The organism is Streptomyces chilikensis (assembly GCF_001642695.1).
GTDB lineage: Bacteria > Actinomycetota > Actinomycetes > Streptomycetales > Streptomycetaceae > Streptomyces > Streptomyces chilikensis.
Map to the genome: position 1 here is coordinate 4120291 of NZ_LWCC02000005.1, position 15810 is coordinate 4136100.

Below are 15810 nucleotides of genomic sequence, written 5' to 3' on the forward strand. Positions count from 1 at the left end.
GGCGAAGCTGAGAACTTAAGCGCCAGTAAACGGCGGTGGTAACTATAACCATCCTAAGGTAGCGAAATTCCTTGTCGGGTAAGTTCCGACCTGCACGAATGGCGTAACGACTTCTCGACTGTCTCAACCATAGGCCCGGTGAAATTGCACTACGAGTAAAGATGCTCGTTTCGCGCAGCAGGACGGAAAGACCCCGGGACCTTTACTACAGTTTGATATTGGTGTTCGGTTCGGCTTGTGTAGGATAGCTGGGAGACTGTGAAGCCCGCACGCCAGTGTGGGTGGAGTCGTCGTTGAAATACCAGTCTGGTCGTGCTGGATGTCTAACCTGGGTCCGTGATCCGGATCAGGGACAGTGTCTGATGGGTAGTTTAACTGGGGCGGTTGCCTCCTAAAGGGTAACGGAGGCGCCCAAAGGTTCCCTCAGCCTGGTTGGCAATCAGGTGTTGAGTGTAAGTGCACAAGGGAGCTTGACTGTGAGACCGACGGGTCGAGCAGGGACGAAAGTCGGGACTAGTGATCCGGCGGTGGCTTGTGGAAGCGCCGTCGCTCAACGGATAAAAGGTACCCCGGGGATAACAGGCTGATCTTCCCCAAGAGTCCATATCGACGGGATGGTTTGGCACCTCGATGTCGGCTCGTCGCATCCTGGGGCTGGAGTCGGTCCCAAGGGTTGGGCTGTTCGCCCATTAAAGCGGTACGCGAGCTGGGTTTAGAACGTCGTGAGACAGTTCGGTCCCTATCCGCTGTGCGCGTAGGAGTCTTGAGAAGGGCTGTCCCTAGTACGAGAGGACCGGGACGGACGAACCTCTGGTGTGCCAGTTGTCCTGCCAAGGGCATGGCTGGTTGGCTACGTTCGGGAGGGATAACCGCTGAAAGCATCTAAGCGGGAAGCCTGCTTCGAGATGAGGACTCCCACCCACTTGATGGGGTAAGGCTCCCAGTAGACGACTGGGTTGATAGGCCAGATCTGGAAGCCCGGCAACGGGTGGAGGTGACTGGTACTAATAGGCCGAGGGCTTGTCCTCAGTTGCTCGCGTCCACTGTGTTGTGGGAGAGTAGGACGCCGCCGAACAATTCTTGAAGAGGGAAGACCCCCGCACCGGTTGGTGCGGGGGTCTTCTGCATTATGGGGAGTTCGAGAGTTCCTCCTCCATTCGTCGGTGGGACGTCCGGACCCCTCCGCGTCCGGACGCCGGACCTGGCGGTAAGGTTCGATCGCATCATTGACACGTATCCCACAGGAGGCCCCCGGGTGGAGGTCCAGGAGACCCGCGTCCAGACGGATCGGGTACTCACCATCCCCAATATCCTCAGCATGGCGCGGCTCCTCGGCGTGCCCCTGTTCCTGTGGCTCATTCTGCGGCCCGAGTTCGGCGGCCCGAAGAGCGACGGCTGGGCACTGCTCGTGCTGGCGCTGAGTGGTGTCACCGACTACCTGGACGGGAAGCTCGCACGACGCTGGAACCAGATCAGCAGCCTCGGCCGGCTGCTCGACCCGGCGGCGGACCGGCTCTACATCCTCTCCACCCTGCTGGGTCTGACATGGCGGGAGATCCTGCCGCTCTGGCTGACGCTCGTGCTGCTGGCGCGAGAGGCCGTCCTTCTGGTGATGGTGGGAATCCTCCGCCGGCACGGTTACCCGCCGCCGCAGGTGAACTTCCTCGGCAAGGCGGCGACGTTCAACCTGATGTACGCCTTCCCGCTACTTCTGCTGAGTGACGGCAGCGGGTGGCCGGCCTCATTGGCGGCGATTTTCGGTTGGGCGTTCGCGGGGTGGGGTACAACCCTCTATTGGTGGGCAGGAGTCCTCTACGTGGTTCAGGTCCGACGCCTTGTTCGCGCGGACACCATGGCCACTACCGACTGACTCGCCGATGAGTGGCCCCTCGGGGCCGGATGGCTCGTGTCCGGAACTCACGGGACAATTCGTGCGGAGGATGTCGGTCCCACCGTCGTCTGTCAGAGGAGGACGCTTCCGACATGAAGGCCGTCGTGATGGCCGGAGGCGAGGGCACACGCCTTCGCCCCATGACCTCGAGCATGCCCAAACCGCTCCTGCCGGTGGCCAACCGGCCCATCATGGAGCACGTACTGAGGCTGCTGAAAAGGCATGGGCTCAATGAAACCGTGGTCACCGTCCAGTTCCTGGCCTCACTGGTCAAGAACTACTTCGGTGACGGCGAAGAGCTCGGTATGGAGCTCACCTATGCCAACGAGGAGAAGCCGCTCGGCACCGCGGGAAGCGTCAAGAACGCCGAAGAGGCACTGAAGGACGATGCCTTCCTGGTGATCTCCGGTGACGCCCTCACCGACTTCGATCTGACCGATCTCATCAACTTCCACAAGGAGAAGGGCGCCCTCGTCACCGTCTGCCTGACGCGTGTGCCCAACCCGCTGGAGTTCGGCATCACGATCGTCGACGACGAGGGCAAGGTCGAGCGCTTCCTGGAGAAGCCGACCTGGGGCCAGGTCTTCTCCGACACCGTCAACACGGGCATCTACGTGATGGAGCCCGAGGTCTTCAAGTACGTCCAGCCCGACGTCCCGGTGGACTGGTCGGGCGACGTCTTCCCGCAGCTGATGAAGGAAGGCAAGCCGATCTACGGCTATGTCGCCGAGGGCTACTGGGAGGACGTGGGCACCCACGAGAGCTATGTGAAGGCCCAGGCCGACGTCCTCGAGGGCAAGGTCGACGTCGACATCGACGGCTTCGAGATCTCGCCGGGCGTGTGGGTCGCCGAGGGTGCCGAGGTGCACCCGGACGCCGTGCTCCGCGGGCCCGCCTACATCGGTGACTACGCCAAGGTGGAGGCCGGCGCGGAGCTGCGCGAGCACACCGTGATCGGCTCCAACGTGGTCGTCAAGAGCGGCGCCTTCCTGCACAAGGCCGTCGTCCACGACAACGTGTACGTCGGACCGCACAGCAACCTCCGGGGCTGTGTGGTCGGAAAGAACACCGACATCATGCGGGCCGCCCGGATCGAGGACGGGGCCGTCATCGGTGACGAGTGCCTGATCGGTGAAGAATCGATCGTGCAGGGCAACGTGCGGGTCTACCCGTTCAAGACGATCGAGGCCGGCGCCTTCGTCAACACCTCGGTGATCTGGGAGTCCAGAGGCCAGGCCCACCTCTTCGGCGCGCGAGGCGTCTCCGGCATCCTCAACGTGGAGATCACCCCGGAGCTCGCCGTGCGGCTGGCCGGCGCGTATGCCACGACGCTGAAGAAGGGCGCCACCGTCACCACCGCGCGCGACCACTCGCGAGGTGCGCGGGCACTGAAGAGGGCCGTCATCTCGGCGCTGCAGGCCAGCGCCATCGACGTGCGCGACCTGGAGAACGTGCCGCTGCCGGTGGCCCGGCAGCAGACCGCGCGGGGCAGCGCGGGCGGCATCATGATCCGGACCACGCCCGGTGTGCCGGACTCGGTCGACATCATGTTCTTCGACAGCCAGGGCGCCGACCTGTCGCAGGCCGGACAGCGGAAGCTGGACCGGGTCTTCGCGCGGCAGGAGTACCGGCGCGCCTTCCCCGGCGAGATCGGTGACCTGCACTTCCCCTCCAGCACCTTCGACTCCTACACCGGGTCGCTGCTGCGGAACGTGGACACCAGCGGCATCGCGGACGCCGGTCTGAAGGTCGTGGTGGACGCGTCGAACGGCAGCGCGGGGCTCGTGCTGCCCAGCCTGCTCGGCAAGCTCGGGGTCGATTCGCTGACCATCAACCCGGGTCTCGACGAGGCGCGGCCGACGGAAACCCTGGAGATGCGGCGTGCCGGGCTGAAGCGGCTCGGCGAGATCGTCGCTTCCTCCGGCGCGGCCTTCGGCGTGCGCTTCGACCCGGTCGGCGAGCGGCTGTCGCTCGTCGACGAACAGGGCCGGATCGTCGAGGACGACCGTGCGCTGCTGGTGATGCTGGACCTGGTCGCGGCCGAGCGCCGCAGCGGCCGGGTGGCGCTTCCGGTGAACACGACCCGCATCGCCGAGCAGGTCGCGGCCTACCACGGCACGCAGGTCGAGTGGACCACCACCTCACCCGACGACCTCACCCGGGTGGGGCGCGAGGAGTCGACCATCTTCGGCGGCGACGGCCGGGGCGGCTTCATCGTCCCCGAGTTCAGCGGCGTCTTCGACGGCACGGCCGCCTTCGTGCGCCTCATCGGCCTGGTGGCCCGCACCCAGCTCACCCTGAGCCAGATCGACGCGCGGATTCCGCGCGCCCACGTGCTCAAGCGTGACCTGGCCACTCCCTGGGCCGTGAAGGGACTCGTGATGCGCAGGGTGGTCGAGGCGGCCGGGGACCGGTTCGTCGACACCACCGACGGAGTGCGGGTCGTGGAGGCCGACGGACGCTGGGTGCTGGTGCTGCCCGACCCGGCCGAAGCGGTCACCCACCTGTGGGCGGAAGGCCCCGACGACGCCTCGGCGCAGGCCCTGCTCGACGAGTGGAGCACCGTGGTCGAGGGCGCCGGCAACTGATCCGAGCCCTGCCGGACTGCCGGAAGGGCCCCGTCGCGGGGTCCTTCCGGCACGCCGGTGGGGCCATTCGTGGTACACGGGCGCGGCATGCGACGATGTGCGGCATGCCGCAGCAGCCCCCCGTTCGGAGCACTCCCGACCGCCCTCCGCGCCCGGACGCCTCCATGTCGCTGCTCACCAACGTCATGGACCACAGCCTCGACGACGGCTACGTCGAGGCGGCCGCCCGCAAGCGCGGTGAGGACGGCGGACTACCCCGGACGCTCAAGGCGAAGCTGGGCCTGGCCGGCGGGCTGGTCCTGGCCGCCCTGGTGGTCACCCTGGGCGCGGCGCAGGCCCGGGAGGACGCTCCGGTGGTTGCCCGGGAGCGTGAGGAACTGATCGACAGGATCGAACAGCAGACCGAGCGGGCCGACGAGCTGGAGGGCAGCGTCGACCGGCTGCGGGCCGAGGTGGCCGAGCGCCAGCGTGAGGCGCTGCGGGAGCACGGGGGCGGTGGCGAGGACCTGGAGAACCTGCAGATCCTGTCCGGCGCCGTCGCCGTGCACGGGCCGGGCGTCAAGCTGGTCGTCGACGACGCCGAGGGCTCGGGAACGGGGGCCGACGGCGAGCCGCGCGGGTCGAGCGGGTTCTCCGACACCGGCCGGGTGCGCGACCGGGACCTCCAGCGGGTCGTCAACGGCCTGTGGGAGTCGGGCGCCGAGGCCGTCTCCGTCAACGGCCGGCGGCTGACCGCCCTGTCCGCCATCCGGGCGGCGGGTGACGCGATACTGGTCGACAACAAGCCGCTGGCACCGCCCTATACGGTGCTCGCGGTGGGGGACGGGAAACCGCTCAGCACCCGGTTCCAGGACAGCGCGGACGGCCTCTACCTTTACGCACTGCAGGAGAACTACGGGATCCGCACGGCCATCTCGGTCGAGCAGGACCTGCGGCTGCCCGCCGCCCCGAGCGTGACCCTGCGCACGGCCGAGCCGGCACAGACATCGGAACCAGCTGGGGCTGAACAGCCGGACAGCGGGAAGGGCACATCGTGATCGCCGTACTGGGCCTCGTCGTGGGAGTCGTGGTGGGCCTGCTGGTCCGGCCCGAGGTCCCGGCCGCAGTCGAGCCGTACCTCCCGATCGCCGTGGTGGCGGCGCTCGACGCCGTGTTCGGCGGACTGCGGGCCATGCTGGACGGCATCTTCGACGACAAGGTCTTCGTGGTGTCGTTCCTGTCCAACGTCGTCGTCGCCGCGCTGATCGTCTTCCTCGGCGACGAGCTCGGCGTGGGCGCGCAGCTGTCCACCGGCGTGGTCGTCGTCCTGGGCATCCGCATCTTCTCCAACGCCGCTGCCATCCGCCGGCACGTCTTCAGGGCGTGAGGCGATGAACCAGGAGAGGCACAAGGGGCAGCCGGGACACCAGGGCGGCGCGGGGGCGCCGGACAACAGGCTGCGCAAGGAGCTGCCCGAGGAGAGGCCACCCTCGGCCGCTCCGCGGGGCGAGCCGGAGGAGAAGGCTCCGCCGGTGCTGACGGGCCGTCAGAGGCTGCTGCAGAGCCTCTGGCCGCCCAGGGTGAGCCGCGCCCAGCTGATCGTGGCCCTGCTGCTGTTCGGGCTCGGGTTCGGGCTGGCCGTGCAGGTCGCCTCGCACAGCGAGGGCGACACCGCGCTGCGGGGCGCCCGGCAGGAGGACCTGGTCCGCATCCTCGACGAGCTCGACGACCGCACGGCCCGCCTCGAGGAGGAGCAGCAGAACCTGGAGGGGCAGCGGTCGGAGCTGGAGAACAGCTCGGACCAGGCCGAGGAGGCCCGGCGTCAGACGCTCGCCAAGGAGCGGCAGCTCGGCGTGCTGGCCGGCACGGTGGCGGCCGAGGGCCCGGGGATCACCGTGACCGTCGAGGATCCGCAGGACGCGGTGGGCGCCGACCAGTTGCTGGACGCCGTCCAGGAACTGCGGGCCGCCGGCGCGGAGGCCATACAGCTCAACGGGGTCCGCGTGGTCGCCGGAACCTATCTGACGGAGCGGACCGACGGAGACGCCGGAGTGTCGGTGGACGGGAACAAGATCGCCGCTCCGTATCGTTTCAAGGTCATCGGGAAACCGCAGGATCTGGAGCCCGCGCTGAACATTCCAGGAGGGGTGGTGCAGACTCTGGAGAAGGAGCAGGCCACCGTGGTCGTGGAGCGTCGTACGAAGATCGTCGTGGACGCCTTGCGGGCCGCGAAGCGGCCTGACTACGCTCGGTCGTCGGCCCGGTGAACCGGTGCCGCGACCGTGCCCGTCCGACGGAGTGTCGGATTGCGGGGGGTCGGCGCGCCGAAGAAGTGGTGTGTGGTGGAAACTGTATGGCGGATACGGACGTTGTGAGAATGTCCGGGTCGGCCGGTCGGTGCAGTCAGGGTTCGTCCTGCCCCACGGGCGGGTCTGTTTCGGTCAAGGGGAATCGCCCGTGAAGTTGTTTGCGAAGTTGTTCGGCAAGAGTGCGCGAGAGAGCGGCAGCGAGACGGCCCGCCATCGCGATGGTTCCGACGCCGAGAACCGTCCGCTCTACCGGGACCAGGTCGCTGGTCCGGAGGGCGGCAATTCCGGTGGTCACGGCGCGTCGGCCGTTGACCCTGCCCAGGCGGGCCGCATAGGTTTCGGGGACCCGTCGACCTCAGCGGCGGGGCAGCCGCAGCAGAAGGATCCGTCGATGTCGGCCCTGGTGTGCACGCGGTGCGGCAACCGCAATGCGGAGAACAGCCGCTTCTGCTCGCACTGCGGGGCGCCGCTCCGGGCCGGTGTCCCGGAGCGGCCTTCGGAGACGACCTCGACGATCTCCATCTCCGGCATCGAGTCGTACGACCCGGAAGCCACCGGTCAGACGCAGATCCCGGCCCTGTCGCCCGAGGCCCAGGCCGCGGTCGAGGCGCTGCCTGCCGGTTCGGCTCTCCTGGTGGTCCGGCGCGGCCCCAACTCCGGCAGCCGTTTCCTGCTGGACGCCGAGCTGACGACGGCGGGTCGTCATCCGCAGAGCGACATCTTCCTGGACGACGTGACGGTCTCCCGCAGCCACGTGGAGTTCCGCCGCGACGCGAGCGGCATCTTCACGGTGGCGGACGTGGGCAGCCTCAACGGCACGTACGTGAACCGGGAGCGCATCGAGCAGGTTGCTCTGGCCAACGGTGACGAGGTCCAGATCGGCAAGTACCGCCTGGTCTTCTACGCGAGCCAGCGGGGCGTCTGACCCTCCGGACTCGTCCGGGGGCAACCCCAGGGAAGGTCCATGCTTGAACCACCGAGTGGCGGCGCCGGAAGCGGCGCCGCCACCGCGGACAGCCGGCTGATGAGCATCGGCACGGTGCTGAGCCTGCTGCGCGACGAGTTTCCCGAAGTCACCATCTCCAAGATCCGGTTCCTGGAGTGGGAGGGACTGGTCGTACCGCGGCGCACGCCCTCCGGATACCGGAAGTTCAGTGCCGGGGACGTCGAGCGGCTGGCCCGGGTGCTGCGGATGCAGCGGGACGGCTGTCTGCCGCTGAAGGCCATCCGCGAGCGGCTGGACGCCCCGGTGGGCGCCCGCGGCGCCCACCACGCGGTGGGCGGCGGGCCGGGGCCGACGGACGGGACCGACGAGGAGTACCCCGGCCCGGCCGGCCCGGACCGGCGCGAGCCGCCGCAGGACCCGTTGCCCGAGTCCGACCAGGACGCTGCGACGGCGGTCCGTGTCGGACGCGACGAACTCCTCGCGGTGGCCGGCGGCGGCGAGGCGGAGCTGGAGGCGTGGGAGGCCTACGGGCTGATCCAGCCGCTGCCCGGGGGCGGCTACGACGCGGCGGCGGTCACGGTGGCCACCCTGCTCGGGGAGATGGCGCGGTTCGGGATCGAGCCGCGCCACCTGCGGTCCATGAAGACCGCGGCGGACCGCGACGCCGGCCTGGTGGACCAGGTCGTCGCCCCGCTGAAGCGGCACCCCAACCCCGACACCAGGGAGGACGCGCGGGCCAGGGCGCGGGAACTCGCCGGTCTGGCCACCCGCCTCCACTCGGCGCTGCTGCAGACCGCCCTCGGCGTGCGCCTGTCCTGACCTCCCGGAATCCACCCATGCCCTGCCCGACTACCCAAACCGTGCGCGCACGGCCTAGGGTTGCTGTGTGAACGAGCTCGATGTCGTAGGTGTCCGGGTCGAAATGCCCTCCAACCAGCCGATCGTGCTCCTGCGCGAAGTGGGAGGCGACCGCTACCTTCCCATCTGGATCGGTCCGGGGGAGGCGACGGCCATCGCTTTCGCCCAGCAGGGCATGGTGCCCGCACGACCGCTGACGCACGACCTGTTCAAGGACGTGCTGGAGGCGGTGGGCCAGGAGCTCAGCGAGGTGCGGATCACCGACCTGCGTGAGGGCGTCTTCTTCGCCGAGCTGGTCTTCGCCAGCGGAGTGGAGGTCAGTGCCCGTCCGTCCGACGCCATAGCCCTCGCCCTGCGCACCGGCACGCCGATCTACGGCAGCGACGGTGTGCTCGACGACGCGGGGATCGCGATTCCGGACGAGCAGGAGGACGAGGTGGAGAAGTTCCGCGAGTTCCTCGACCAGATCTCTCCCGAGGACTTCGGCAGCAGCAACCAGTGACCCGTCCATAGGTTCCGGGACAGTCCCGTGACGCGCCGGCCGCCCGCGGCCGGCGCGTCGGCAATTGCCGGTGTCCCCTGCCTGCGTCCTGCCGTCCGTGCCGGGCGCATTCGGCTAGCCTTTCCCCGCGACGGGGCACGGAAAACCACTCGCAAGGTGATTATCACTCGGCGTGCCGAGTGTGGCGATCGTTGACGCACCCCTGGCGACTGCCTACCGTCTGGAAGGCAGGTCTAGGACGGAGGTCGGCGTGAGAATCAGCGGCGACGATACGGCCGGCGCACCGGGGCGCGTCCCGGGTGACAGCGGCCCGTATCGGCCCCACGGCAACGCGGCCGGTTACGCGCCGCAGCGCTCGGCCGGCGGCGCGGGGGGCCAGGGCGGGGCACACACGACGTCCGAACAGGTCGGCTACCGCGGGCCCACGGCCTGCGCGGCGGCCGGGATCACCTACCGCCAGTTGGACTACTGGGCGCGCACGGGGCTGGTGGAGCCGAGCGTGCGGCCCGCCCACGGATCGGGGACCCAGCGGCTCTACAGCTTCCGGGACGTCGTCGTCCTGAAGATCGTCAAGCGGTTCCTCGACACCGGGGTCTCGCTGCAGAACATCCGCACCACGGTCCAGCACCTGCGCGAGCGGGGGTTCCGCGACCTGGAGGGGATGACCCTGATGTGCGACGGGGCGACGGTCTACGAGTGCTCCTCGCCGGACGAGGTGCACGCGCTGCTCCAAGGGGGCCAGGGCGTCTTCGGCATCGCCGTCGGCGTGGTGTGGCGTGACGTGGAGAAGGCGCTCTCGCAGCTGCACGGCGAGCGCGTGGACACCGGCGAGACCCTGATCGGGCACAACCCGGCGGACGAGCTGGCCCGCAGGCGGGGCAACCGGGCGGTCTGAGACCGGGCCGGAGGCCGGACTGTCGGTGGGGTACGGCACCATCGGTGGTGTGAGATCCGCGCCGACGATCCTCCATCTCGACATGGACGCCTTCTTCGCCGCGGTGGAGCAGGCGTCCAAGCCGAGCCTGCGCGGCAAGGCGGTGGTGGTCGGAGGGCTCGGCCCGCGCGGTGTCGTGGCCACCGCCTCCTACGAGGCGCGCGTCTTCGGGGTGCGGTCCGCGATGCCCATGGGACAGGCCCGTCGGCTGGCGCCCAACGCCGCCTACCTGGCGCCGCGCTTCTCCCTCTACCGCTCCGTCAGCGACCAGGTGATGGCGCTGCTGCGCTCCCTGTCGCCCCTGGTCGAACCGCTCAGCCTGGACGAGGCCTTCGTCGACCTGGAGGCCGGCGGGGTGGCCCGGGACCCGGTCTCGGCGCGGCGCGCCGGTGAGCGGCTGCGCGCGGACATCCGCGCCGTCACCGGACTCAGCGGGTCGGTCGGCCTGGCGGCGTCGAAGATGCTGGCGAAGATCGCCTCCGAGGAGGCCAAGCCGGACGGCCTGGTGCTGATCGACCCGGGGACCGAGCGGGAGCTGTTGGCCCCGATGCCGGTGCGGACCCTGCCGGGCGTGGGGCCCGCCACCGGCGACCACCTGCGCCGCGCCGGGATCACCACCGTGGGGGAGCTGGCCGAGGCGGGCGAGGGCGAGCTGGTCCGGCTGGTGGGCAAGGCCCACGGGCAGGCCCTCCACGCGATGGCGCTGGCCCGTGACGAGCGGCCGGTGGTGGCCGAGCGGGAGACCAAGTCGGTGTCGGTGGAGGACACCTACGACGTCGACATCCACGACCGGGTGCGGATCCGGCTGGAGGTGCGGCGGCTGGCCGACCGGTGCGTGCGGAGGCTGCGGGCGGGCGGGCACGCGGGCCGGACCATCCAGCTGAAGGTGCGCCGGTACGACTTCTCGACGCTGACCCGGTCGGAGACGCTGCGCGGCCCGACGGACGACCCGGCGGTGGTCCGGGAGGCGGCGGCACGGCTGCTGGAGGGGGTCGACACGACGGGCGGCGTGCGGCTGCTCGGGGTCGGCGTCTCCGGGCTGGCCGCCTTCACCCAGGAGGACCTGTTCGCGCAGGCGGCGTACGCGGGGGAGGAGGCGGAGCCGGGCGAGGAAGGGGACGTCGCCGACCGGTCGCTGCCGGGGCGGGAGCCGTCGGTGGAACGGCCGGTGCGGAAATGGACGGCAGGGCACGACGTGCGGCACGCGGTGTTCGGGCACGGGTGGGTGCAGGGGAGCGGGGTCGGGCGGGTCACGGTGCGGTTCGAGACGCCGGACTCCGCGCCGGGGCGGGTGCGGACGTTCGCCGTCGAGGACCCCGAACTCGAGCCGGCGGAACCGTTGCCGCTGGTCACGCCGGTGTCCGCCACGGCCCCGCCGGGTGGTCCCGCACCGCGGGGGAACGGGCCCCGGCAGCCGGTGGTGTGACGCGCGGGGGCGGTGCACCGGCCGGTCCGCGGCACCGGGGCGGGGCCGCGGGCGGACGGTGCCGTCGTGCCCCCCGCGGCGGCCGAGCCGCCGACAGGAGCGGTGGAGCCACCCGGCGTACGGCGCCGTCCGCGCCGGCCCGCCCCGGGGCCCCGCCCGGGAGGGACCCCCGTCCCTCGGGTCTTCGGTGTGCCCGAGCGGGCGAGGTCCCGGTTCGTCCTGCGGGCGGGCAGGTCAGGCCTCCTCCGGGTCCGGGAGGGGGCCGAAGTCGCGGGTGGTGCGGGTGGGTGGTTCGACGTCGAAACCGTAGTGGCGGTAGAGGGACAGTTCCTGCTCGGGGGAGAGGTGACGGCCGACGCCGAAACCGGGGGCGTCCTTGATGTGGGCACGGCCGTAGGGGACGCGAAGGGCGCCGTCGACCAGTTCGCTGGTCTCCAGCGGGACGAACACGTCGCGGCCGAAAAGTCCGGTCCGTACGGCCGCCCATTCGGGGGAGCCGGTGGCGTCGTCGAGGTAGACCTCGTCGACGGTGCCTATGCGGTTGCCGTCGCAGTCGAACGCCTTGCGGCCGATCAGGTACCGGGGATCGATGTCTGTCCGCACGTTCCCTCCTTCTGGTCGCGGCACTGGTCGCAGCACAGCAGTCGGCACCACCAAAGTGCACTTTCCGGGCGGCGGCCACTCGAGGGCCCTCCCGGAAGCCTCGCTGGTAGGCTGGTCAGTGGCTGCTGACCCCGCGCGGGAGAGTCCTCCGAGAACCTTCGGAGGCGCCGAAGGAGCAACTCCTCCCCGGAATCTCTCAGGCACCCGGTACCGCGTGGACGAGGTCACTCTGGAAAGAAGAGCGGCGCCGGTGATCCGGGCGTCCGCCGCTCTCACCGACGGTGAAAGCCGGGCGTCCTCGGGCGGCCGGTGAAGCTCTCAGGTCGAGATGACAGAGGGGGAGGCCGTCGGGCACCCCACAGCCGTGGTGCCCCTGAAGGTCGCGTAAGACCAGGAGGCCTCCGCCCATGACAGCCCCTCGCACCCCGCTCTCCGCACTGGAGCAGGGCATCCCCTTCGAGCAGCGTCACATCGGCCCCGACGAGGGCGCCCGGGCGAAGATGCTCGCCCAGGTCGGCTACGGCTCGCTCGAGGAGCTCACCGCCGCCGCGGTTCCCGACGTGATCAAGAACGCCGACGCCCTGGACCTCCCGGGCGCGCGCACCGAGGCCGAGGTGCTCGCCGAGCTGCGCGAGCTGGCCGACCGCAACCAGGTCCTCGACCCGATGATCGGCCTCGGCTACCACGGCACCTTCACGCCTCCGGTGATCCTCCGCAACGTCATGGAGAACCCGGCCTGGTACACGGCGTACACGCCCTACCAGCCGGAGATCTCCCAGGGGCGGCTCGAGGCGCTGCTGAACTTCCAGACCATGGTCGCCGACCTGACCGGCCTGCCCACCTCCGGCGCCTCGCTGCTCGACGAGGGCACCGCCGCCGCCGAGGCGATGGCGCTGTCCCGCCGCGTCGGCAAGAAGAAGAACGGGCTGTTCCTGGTCGACGCGGACGCGCTGCCGCAGACCATCGCCGTCATCGAGACCCGCGCCGAGCCCACCGGCGTCGAGGTCGTCGTCGCCGACCTCTCGCGGGGCATCCCCGCCGAGATCGCCGGACGTGACGTCAACGGCGTGCTGCTCCAGTACCCGGGCGCCTCCGGCGCGGTGCGGGACCTCAAGCCGGTGATCGACCAGGCGCACGAGCTGGGCGCGGTCGTCACCGTCGCCGCCGACCTGCTGGCGCTCACCCTGCTGACCTCGCCCGGCGAGCTCGGCGCGGACATCGCGGTCGGCACCACCCAGCGGTTCGGCGTCCCGATGGGCTTCGGCGGCCCGCACGCCGGATACATGGCGGTGCGCGAGCAGTTCGCCCGCAACCTGCCCGGCCGCCTGGTCGGCGTCTCGCAGGACGCCGACGGCAACAAGGCCTACCGCCTGGCGCTGCAGACCCGTGAGCAGCACATCCGCCGTGAGAAGGCCACCAGCAACATCTGCACCGCGCAGGTCCTGCTCGCCGTGATGGCCGGCATGTACGCCGTCTACCACGGCCCCGACGGACTCAAGGGCATCGCCGAGCGCACCCACCGGTACGCCGACATCCTCGCCGCGGGCCTGAGGGCCGGCGGCGTGGAGATCGTGAACGGCGCCTGGTTCGACACCGTGACCGCGCGGGTCGAGGGCCGCGCCGCCGAGGTCGTGGCCGCCGCCCGCGAGCGGGGCGTCAACCTCCGCATGGTCGACGCCGACCACGTCTCGGCCGCCTGCGACGAGACCACCGGCCGCGCCCAGCTGGAGAAGGTCTGGGCCGCCTTCGGCGTCGAGGGCGACGTCGAAGCGCTGGACGGCACGGCCGCCGACGGCCTGCACGAGGGCCTGCTGCGCACCGACGCCTACCTGACCCACCCGGTGTTCCACCAGCACCGCTCGGAGACGGCGATGCTGCGCTACCTGCGCCGGCTGGCCGACCGCGACTACGCGCTGGACCGCGGCATGATCCCGCTGGGCTCCTGCACCATGAAGCTCAACGCGACCACCGAGATGGAGCCGGTCACCTGGCCCGAGTTCGGCGCGCTGCACCCCTTCGCGCCGGCCGAGCAGGCCGAGGGCTACCTGTCGCTCATCCGCGAGCTGGAGGACCGCCTCGCCGAGGTCACCGGCTACGACAAGGTCTCGCTGCAGCCGAACGCCGGCTCCCAGGGCGAGCTGGCCGGTCTCCTCGCGGTCCGCGGCTACCACCGGGCCAACGGCGACACGGACCGCACCGTCTGCCTGATCCCGTCCTCCGCGCACGGCACCAACGCGGCCAGCGCGGTCATGGCCGGCATGAAGGTCGTCGTCGTGAAGACCGCCGAGAACGGTGAGATCGACGTCGAGGACCTGCGGGCGAAGATCGAGAAGCACCGCGACGAGCTGTCGGTGCTGATGATCACCTACCCGTCGACGCACGGCGTCTTCGAGGAGCACGTCGCCGACATCTGCGCCCAGGTCCACGAGGCCGGCGGCCAGGTCTACGTCGACGGCGCCAACCTGAACGCGCTGGTGGGGCTGGCCAAGCCGGGCCACTTCGGCGGCGACGTCTCGCACCTCAACCTGCACAAGACCTTCTGCATCCCGCACGGCGGCGGCGGTCCGGGCGTCGGCCCGGTGGCCGTGCGCTCGCACCTGGCGCCCTACCTGCCCAACCACCCGCTGCAGCCGGCCGCCGGTCCGGAGACGGGCGTCGGCCCGGTCTCCGCGGCGCCGTTCGGATCGGCGGGCATCCTGCCGATCTCCTGGGCGTACGTCCGGCTGATGGGCGGCGAGGGCCTCAAGCGCGCCACCCAGGTGGCGGTGCTGGCGGCCAACTACGTCGCCAAGCGGCTGGAGCCGCACTACCCGGTGCTCTACACGGGCCCCGGCGGGCTGGTGGCGCACGAGTGCATCATCGACCTGCGTCCGCTGACCAGGTCCACCGGCGTGACCGTCGACGACGTGGCCAAGCGGCTCATCGACTACGGGTTCCACGCCCCGACCATGTCGTTCCCGGTCGCCGGCACCCTGATGATCGAGCCGACCGAGTCCGAGGACCTGGCGGAGCTGGACCGGTTCGTCGAGGCGATGATCGCCATCCGCGCGGAGATCGAGAAGGTCGGGTCGGGCGAGTGGCCGGCCGACGACAATCCGCTGCGCAACGCGCCGCACACCGCCGGCACGCTGGCCGGCGGGTGGACGCACGCCTACCCGCGGGAGACGGCCGTGTTCCCGGGCGGGGTGTCGATGCCCGACAAGTACTGGCCGCCGGTGCGGCGGATCGACCAGGCCTTCGGCGACCGGAACCTGGTCTGCTCCTGCCCGCCGCTGGACGCGTACGACGACTGACCGGTCGAACGGCCCCCGCCCGCCGCGCGCGGCGGGCGGGGGCCGGTGACGGCGTTCCGGCGCTGCGGCCGGCCCCTTCGGTGCCGCTCGTGCCGCGGCGGGCCCCGGGGCGAGGCGGGGTCCTCCCGGGACCGGTTTCCCGGGCCCGTGCTCCCGGGCTGCGCTCCCGGCCGGTGGTCCGCCGGGCGGCGGGCGTTCCCTCAGACCGCGGTGGCGAACCGGTGCGGGGCGATGACGCGGCCGTCGGGGAGGATCTCCCCGGTGTCCTCGAAGAGCACGACCCCGTTGCACAGGAGGCTCCAGCCCTGCTCGGGGTGGTGCGCCACGAGGCGGGCGGATTCCCTGTCGGGGGAGTCGGCTGTCGGGCACGGCGGCTGGTGCTGGCACATGGGCGGGTTCTCTCGTTCTGTGATGGACGCTTCGGCTCTCGTGTCGCGGCTGTGCACGGCCGCTCCCCCCGTGGTGACGTCGTGCGGGCACG

13 protein-coding genes, 1 riboswitch and 1 other annotated feature (1 of these 15 only partly in view) are annotated in these 15810 nt (G+C 70.6%); of the genes, 11 read left to right on the top strand and 2 right to left on the bottom strand.

The annotated features are described in order from the left end of the window. Positions 1–1028, top strand: a sequence feature (most likely nonfunctional fraction of RNA operon) (it extends 3156 nt beyond the left edge of the window). A gap of 227 nt (positions 1029–1255) precedes the next feature. The 10 genes from clsA to A2U95_RS18495 all read left to right on the top strand — a co-directional run bounded on the left by clsA (position 1256) and on the right by A2U95_RS18495 (position 11433). Continuing rightward, positions 1256–1870, top strand: coding sequence for a cardiolipin synthase ClsA (gene clsA / locus A2U95_RS18450; protein ID WP_166023922.1), 615 nt, complete (start codon positions 1256–1258; stop codon positions 1868–1870). Positions 1871–1983: 113 nt separating this feature from the next. Next, positions 1984–4479, top strand: coding sequence for a mannose-1-phosphate guanyltransferase (locus A2U95_RS18455; protein ID WP_166023924.1), 2496 nt, complete (start codon positions 1984–1986; stop codon positions 4477–4479). 95 nt (positions 4480–4574) lie between these two features. Further along, positions 4575–5516 carry a DUF881 domain-containing protein gene (locus tag A2U95_RS18460; RefSeq protein WP_166023926.1) on the top strand — a complete coding sequence of 314 codons (942 nt, stop codon included), beginning with the start codon at positions 4575–4577 and terminating at the stop codon, positions 5514–5516. Further along, positions 5513–5845, top strand: coding sequence for a small basic family protein (locus tag A2U95_RS18465; protein ID WP_166023928.1), 333 nt, complete (start codon positions 5513–5515; stop codon positions 5843–5845). The genes A2U95_RS18460 and A2U95_RS18465 overlap by 4 nt, the downstream gene beginning before the upstream one ends. Before the next feature lie 4 nt (positions 5846–5849). Continuing rightward, the gene (locus tag A2U95_RS18470) at positions 5850–6725 is read left to right on the top strand and encodes a DUF881 domain-containing protein (RefSeq protein ID WP_166023930.1); all 876 of its coding nucleotides are present in this window, start codon (positions 5850–5852) and stop codon (positions 6723–6725) included. A gap of 82 nt (positions 6726–6807) precedes the next feature. Next, entirely contained in the window at positions 6808–7692 is an 885-nt protein-coding gene (locus A2U95_RS18475; RefSeq protein WP_206282989.1) for an FHA domain-containing protein, read from the top strand. Positions 7693–7731: 39 nt separating this feature from the next. After that, on the top strand, positions 7732–8532 hold the full coding sequence (gene ftsR, locus A2U95_RS18480; RefSeq protein WP_166023934.1) for a transcriptional regulator FtsR: 801 nt from the start codon (positions 7732–7734) through the stop codon (positions 8530–8532). Between the two features lie 67 nt (positions 8533–8599). Beyond that, the gene (locus tag A2U95_RS18485; RefSeq protein WP_108956883.1) at positions 8600–9073 is read left to right on the top strand and encodes a bifunctional nuclease family protein; all 474 of its coding nucleotides are present in this window, start codon (positions 8600–8602) and stop codon (positions 9071–9073) included. 250 nt (positions 9074–9323) lie between these two features. Beyond that, positions 9324–9968 (top strand): MerR family transcriptional regulator, encoded by a 645-nt coding sequence (locus A2U95_RS18490; protein WP_166023936.1) that lies wholly within the window; start codon positions 9324–9326, stop codon positions 9966–9968. Between the two features lie 49 nt (positions 9969–10017). Continuing rightward, complete coding sequence (locus A2U95_RS18495) at positions 10018–11433, top strand: DNA polymerase IV (protein WP_166023938.1); 1416 nt, start codon at positions 10018–10020, stop codon at positions 11431–11433. Between the two features lie 234 nt (positions 11434–11667). On the opposite strand, the gene A2U95_RS18500 is transcribed toward A2U95_RS18495, so the two are convergent. Continuing rightward, entirely contained in the window at positions 11668–12036 is a 369-nt protein-coding gene (locus A2U95_RS18500; protein ID WP_166023940.1) for a PRC-barrel domain-containing protein, read from the bottom strand. Positions 12037–12162: 126 nt separating this feature from the next. After that, positions 12163–12259, top strand: a riboswitch (glycine riboswitch). Positions 12260–12443: 184 nt separating this feature from the next. On the opposite strand from A2U95_RS18500, the gene gcvP reads away from it, so the two are divergent. Next, positions 12444–15329: an aminomethyl-transferring glycine dehydrogenase gene (gene gcvP, locus A2U95_RS18505; protein ID WP_166023942.1), complete on the top strand. Its 2886-nt coding sequence runs from the start codon at positions 12444–12446 to the stop codon at positions 15327–15329. A 200-nt stretch (positions 15330–15529) separates the two neighbouring features. On the opposite strand, the gene A2U95_RS18510 is transcribed toward gcvP, so the two are convergent. Next, a partial coding sequence (locus A2U95_RS18510; RefSeq protein ID WP_206282905.1) for a DUF5999 family protein occupies positions 15530–15810 on the bottom strand: 281 nt, incomplete at its 5' end.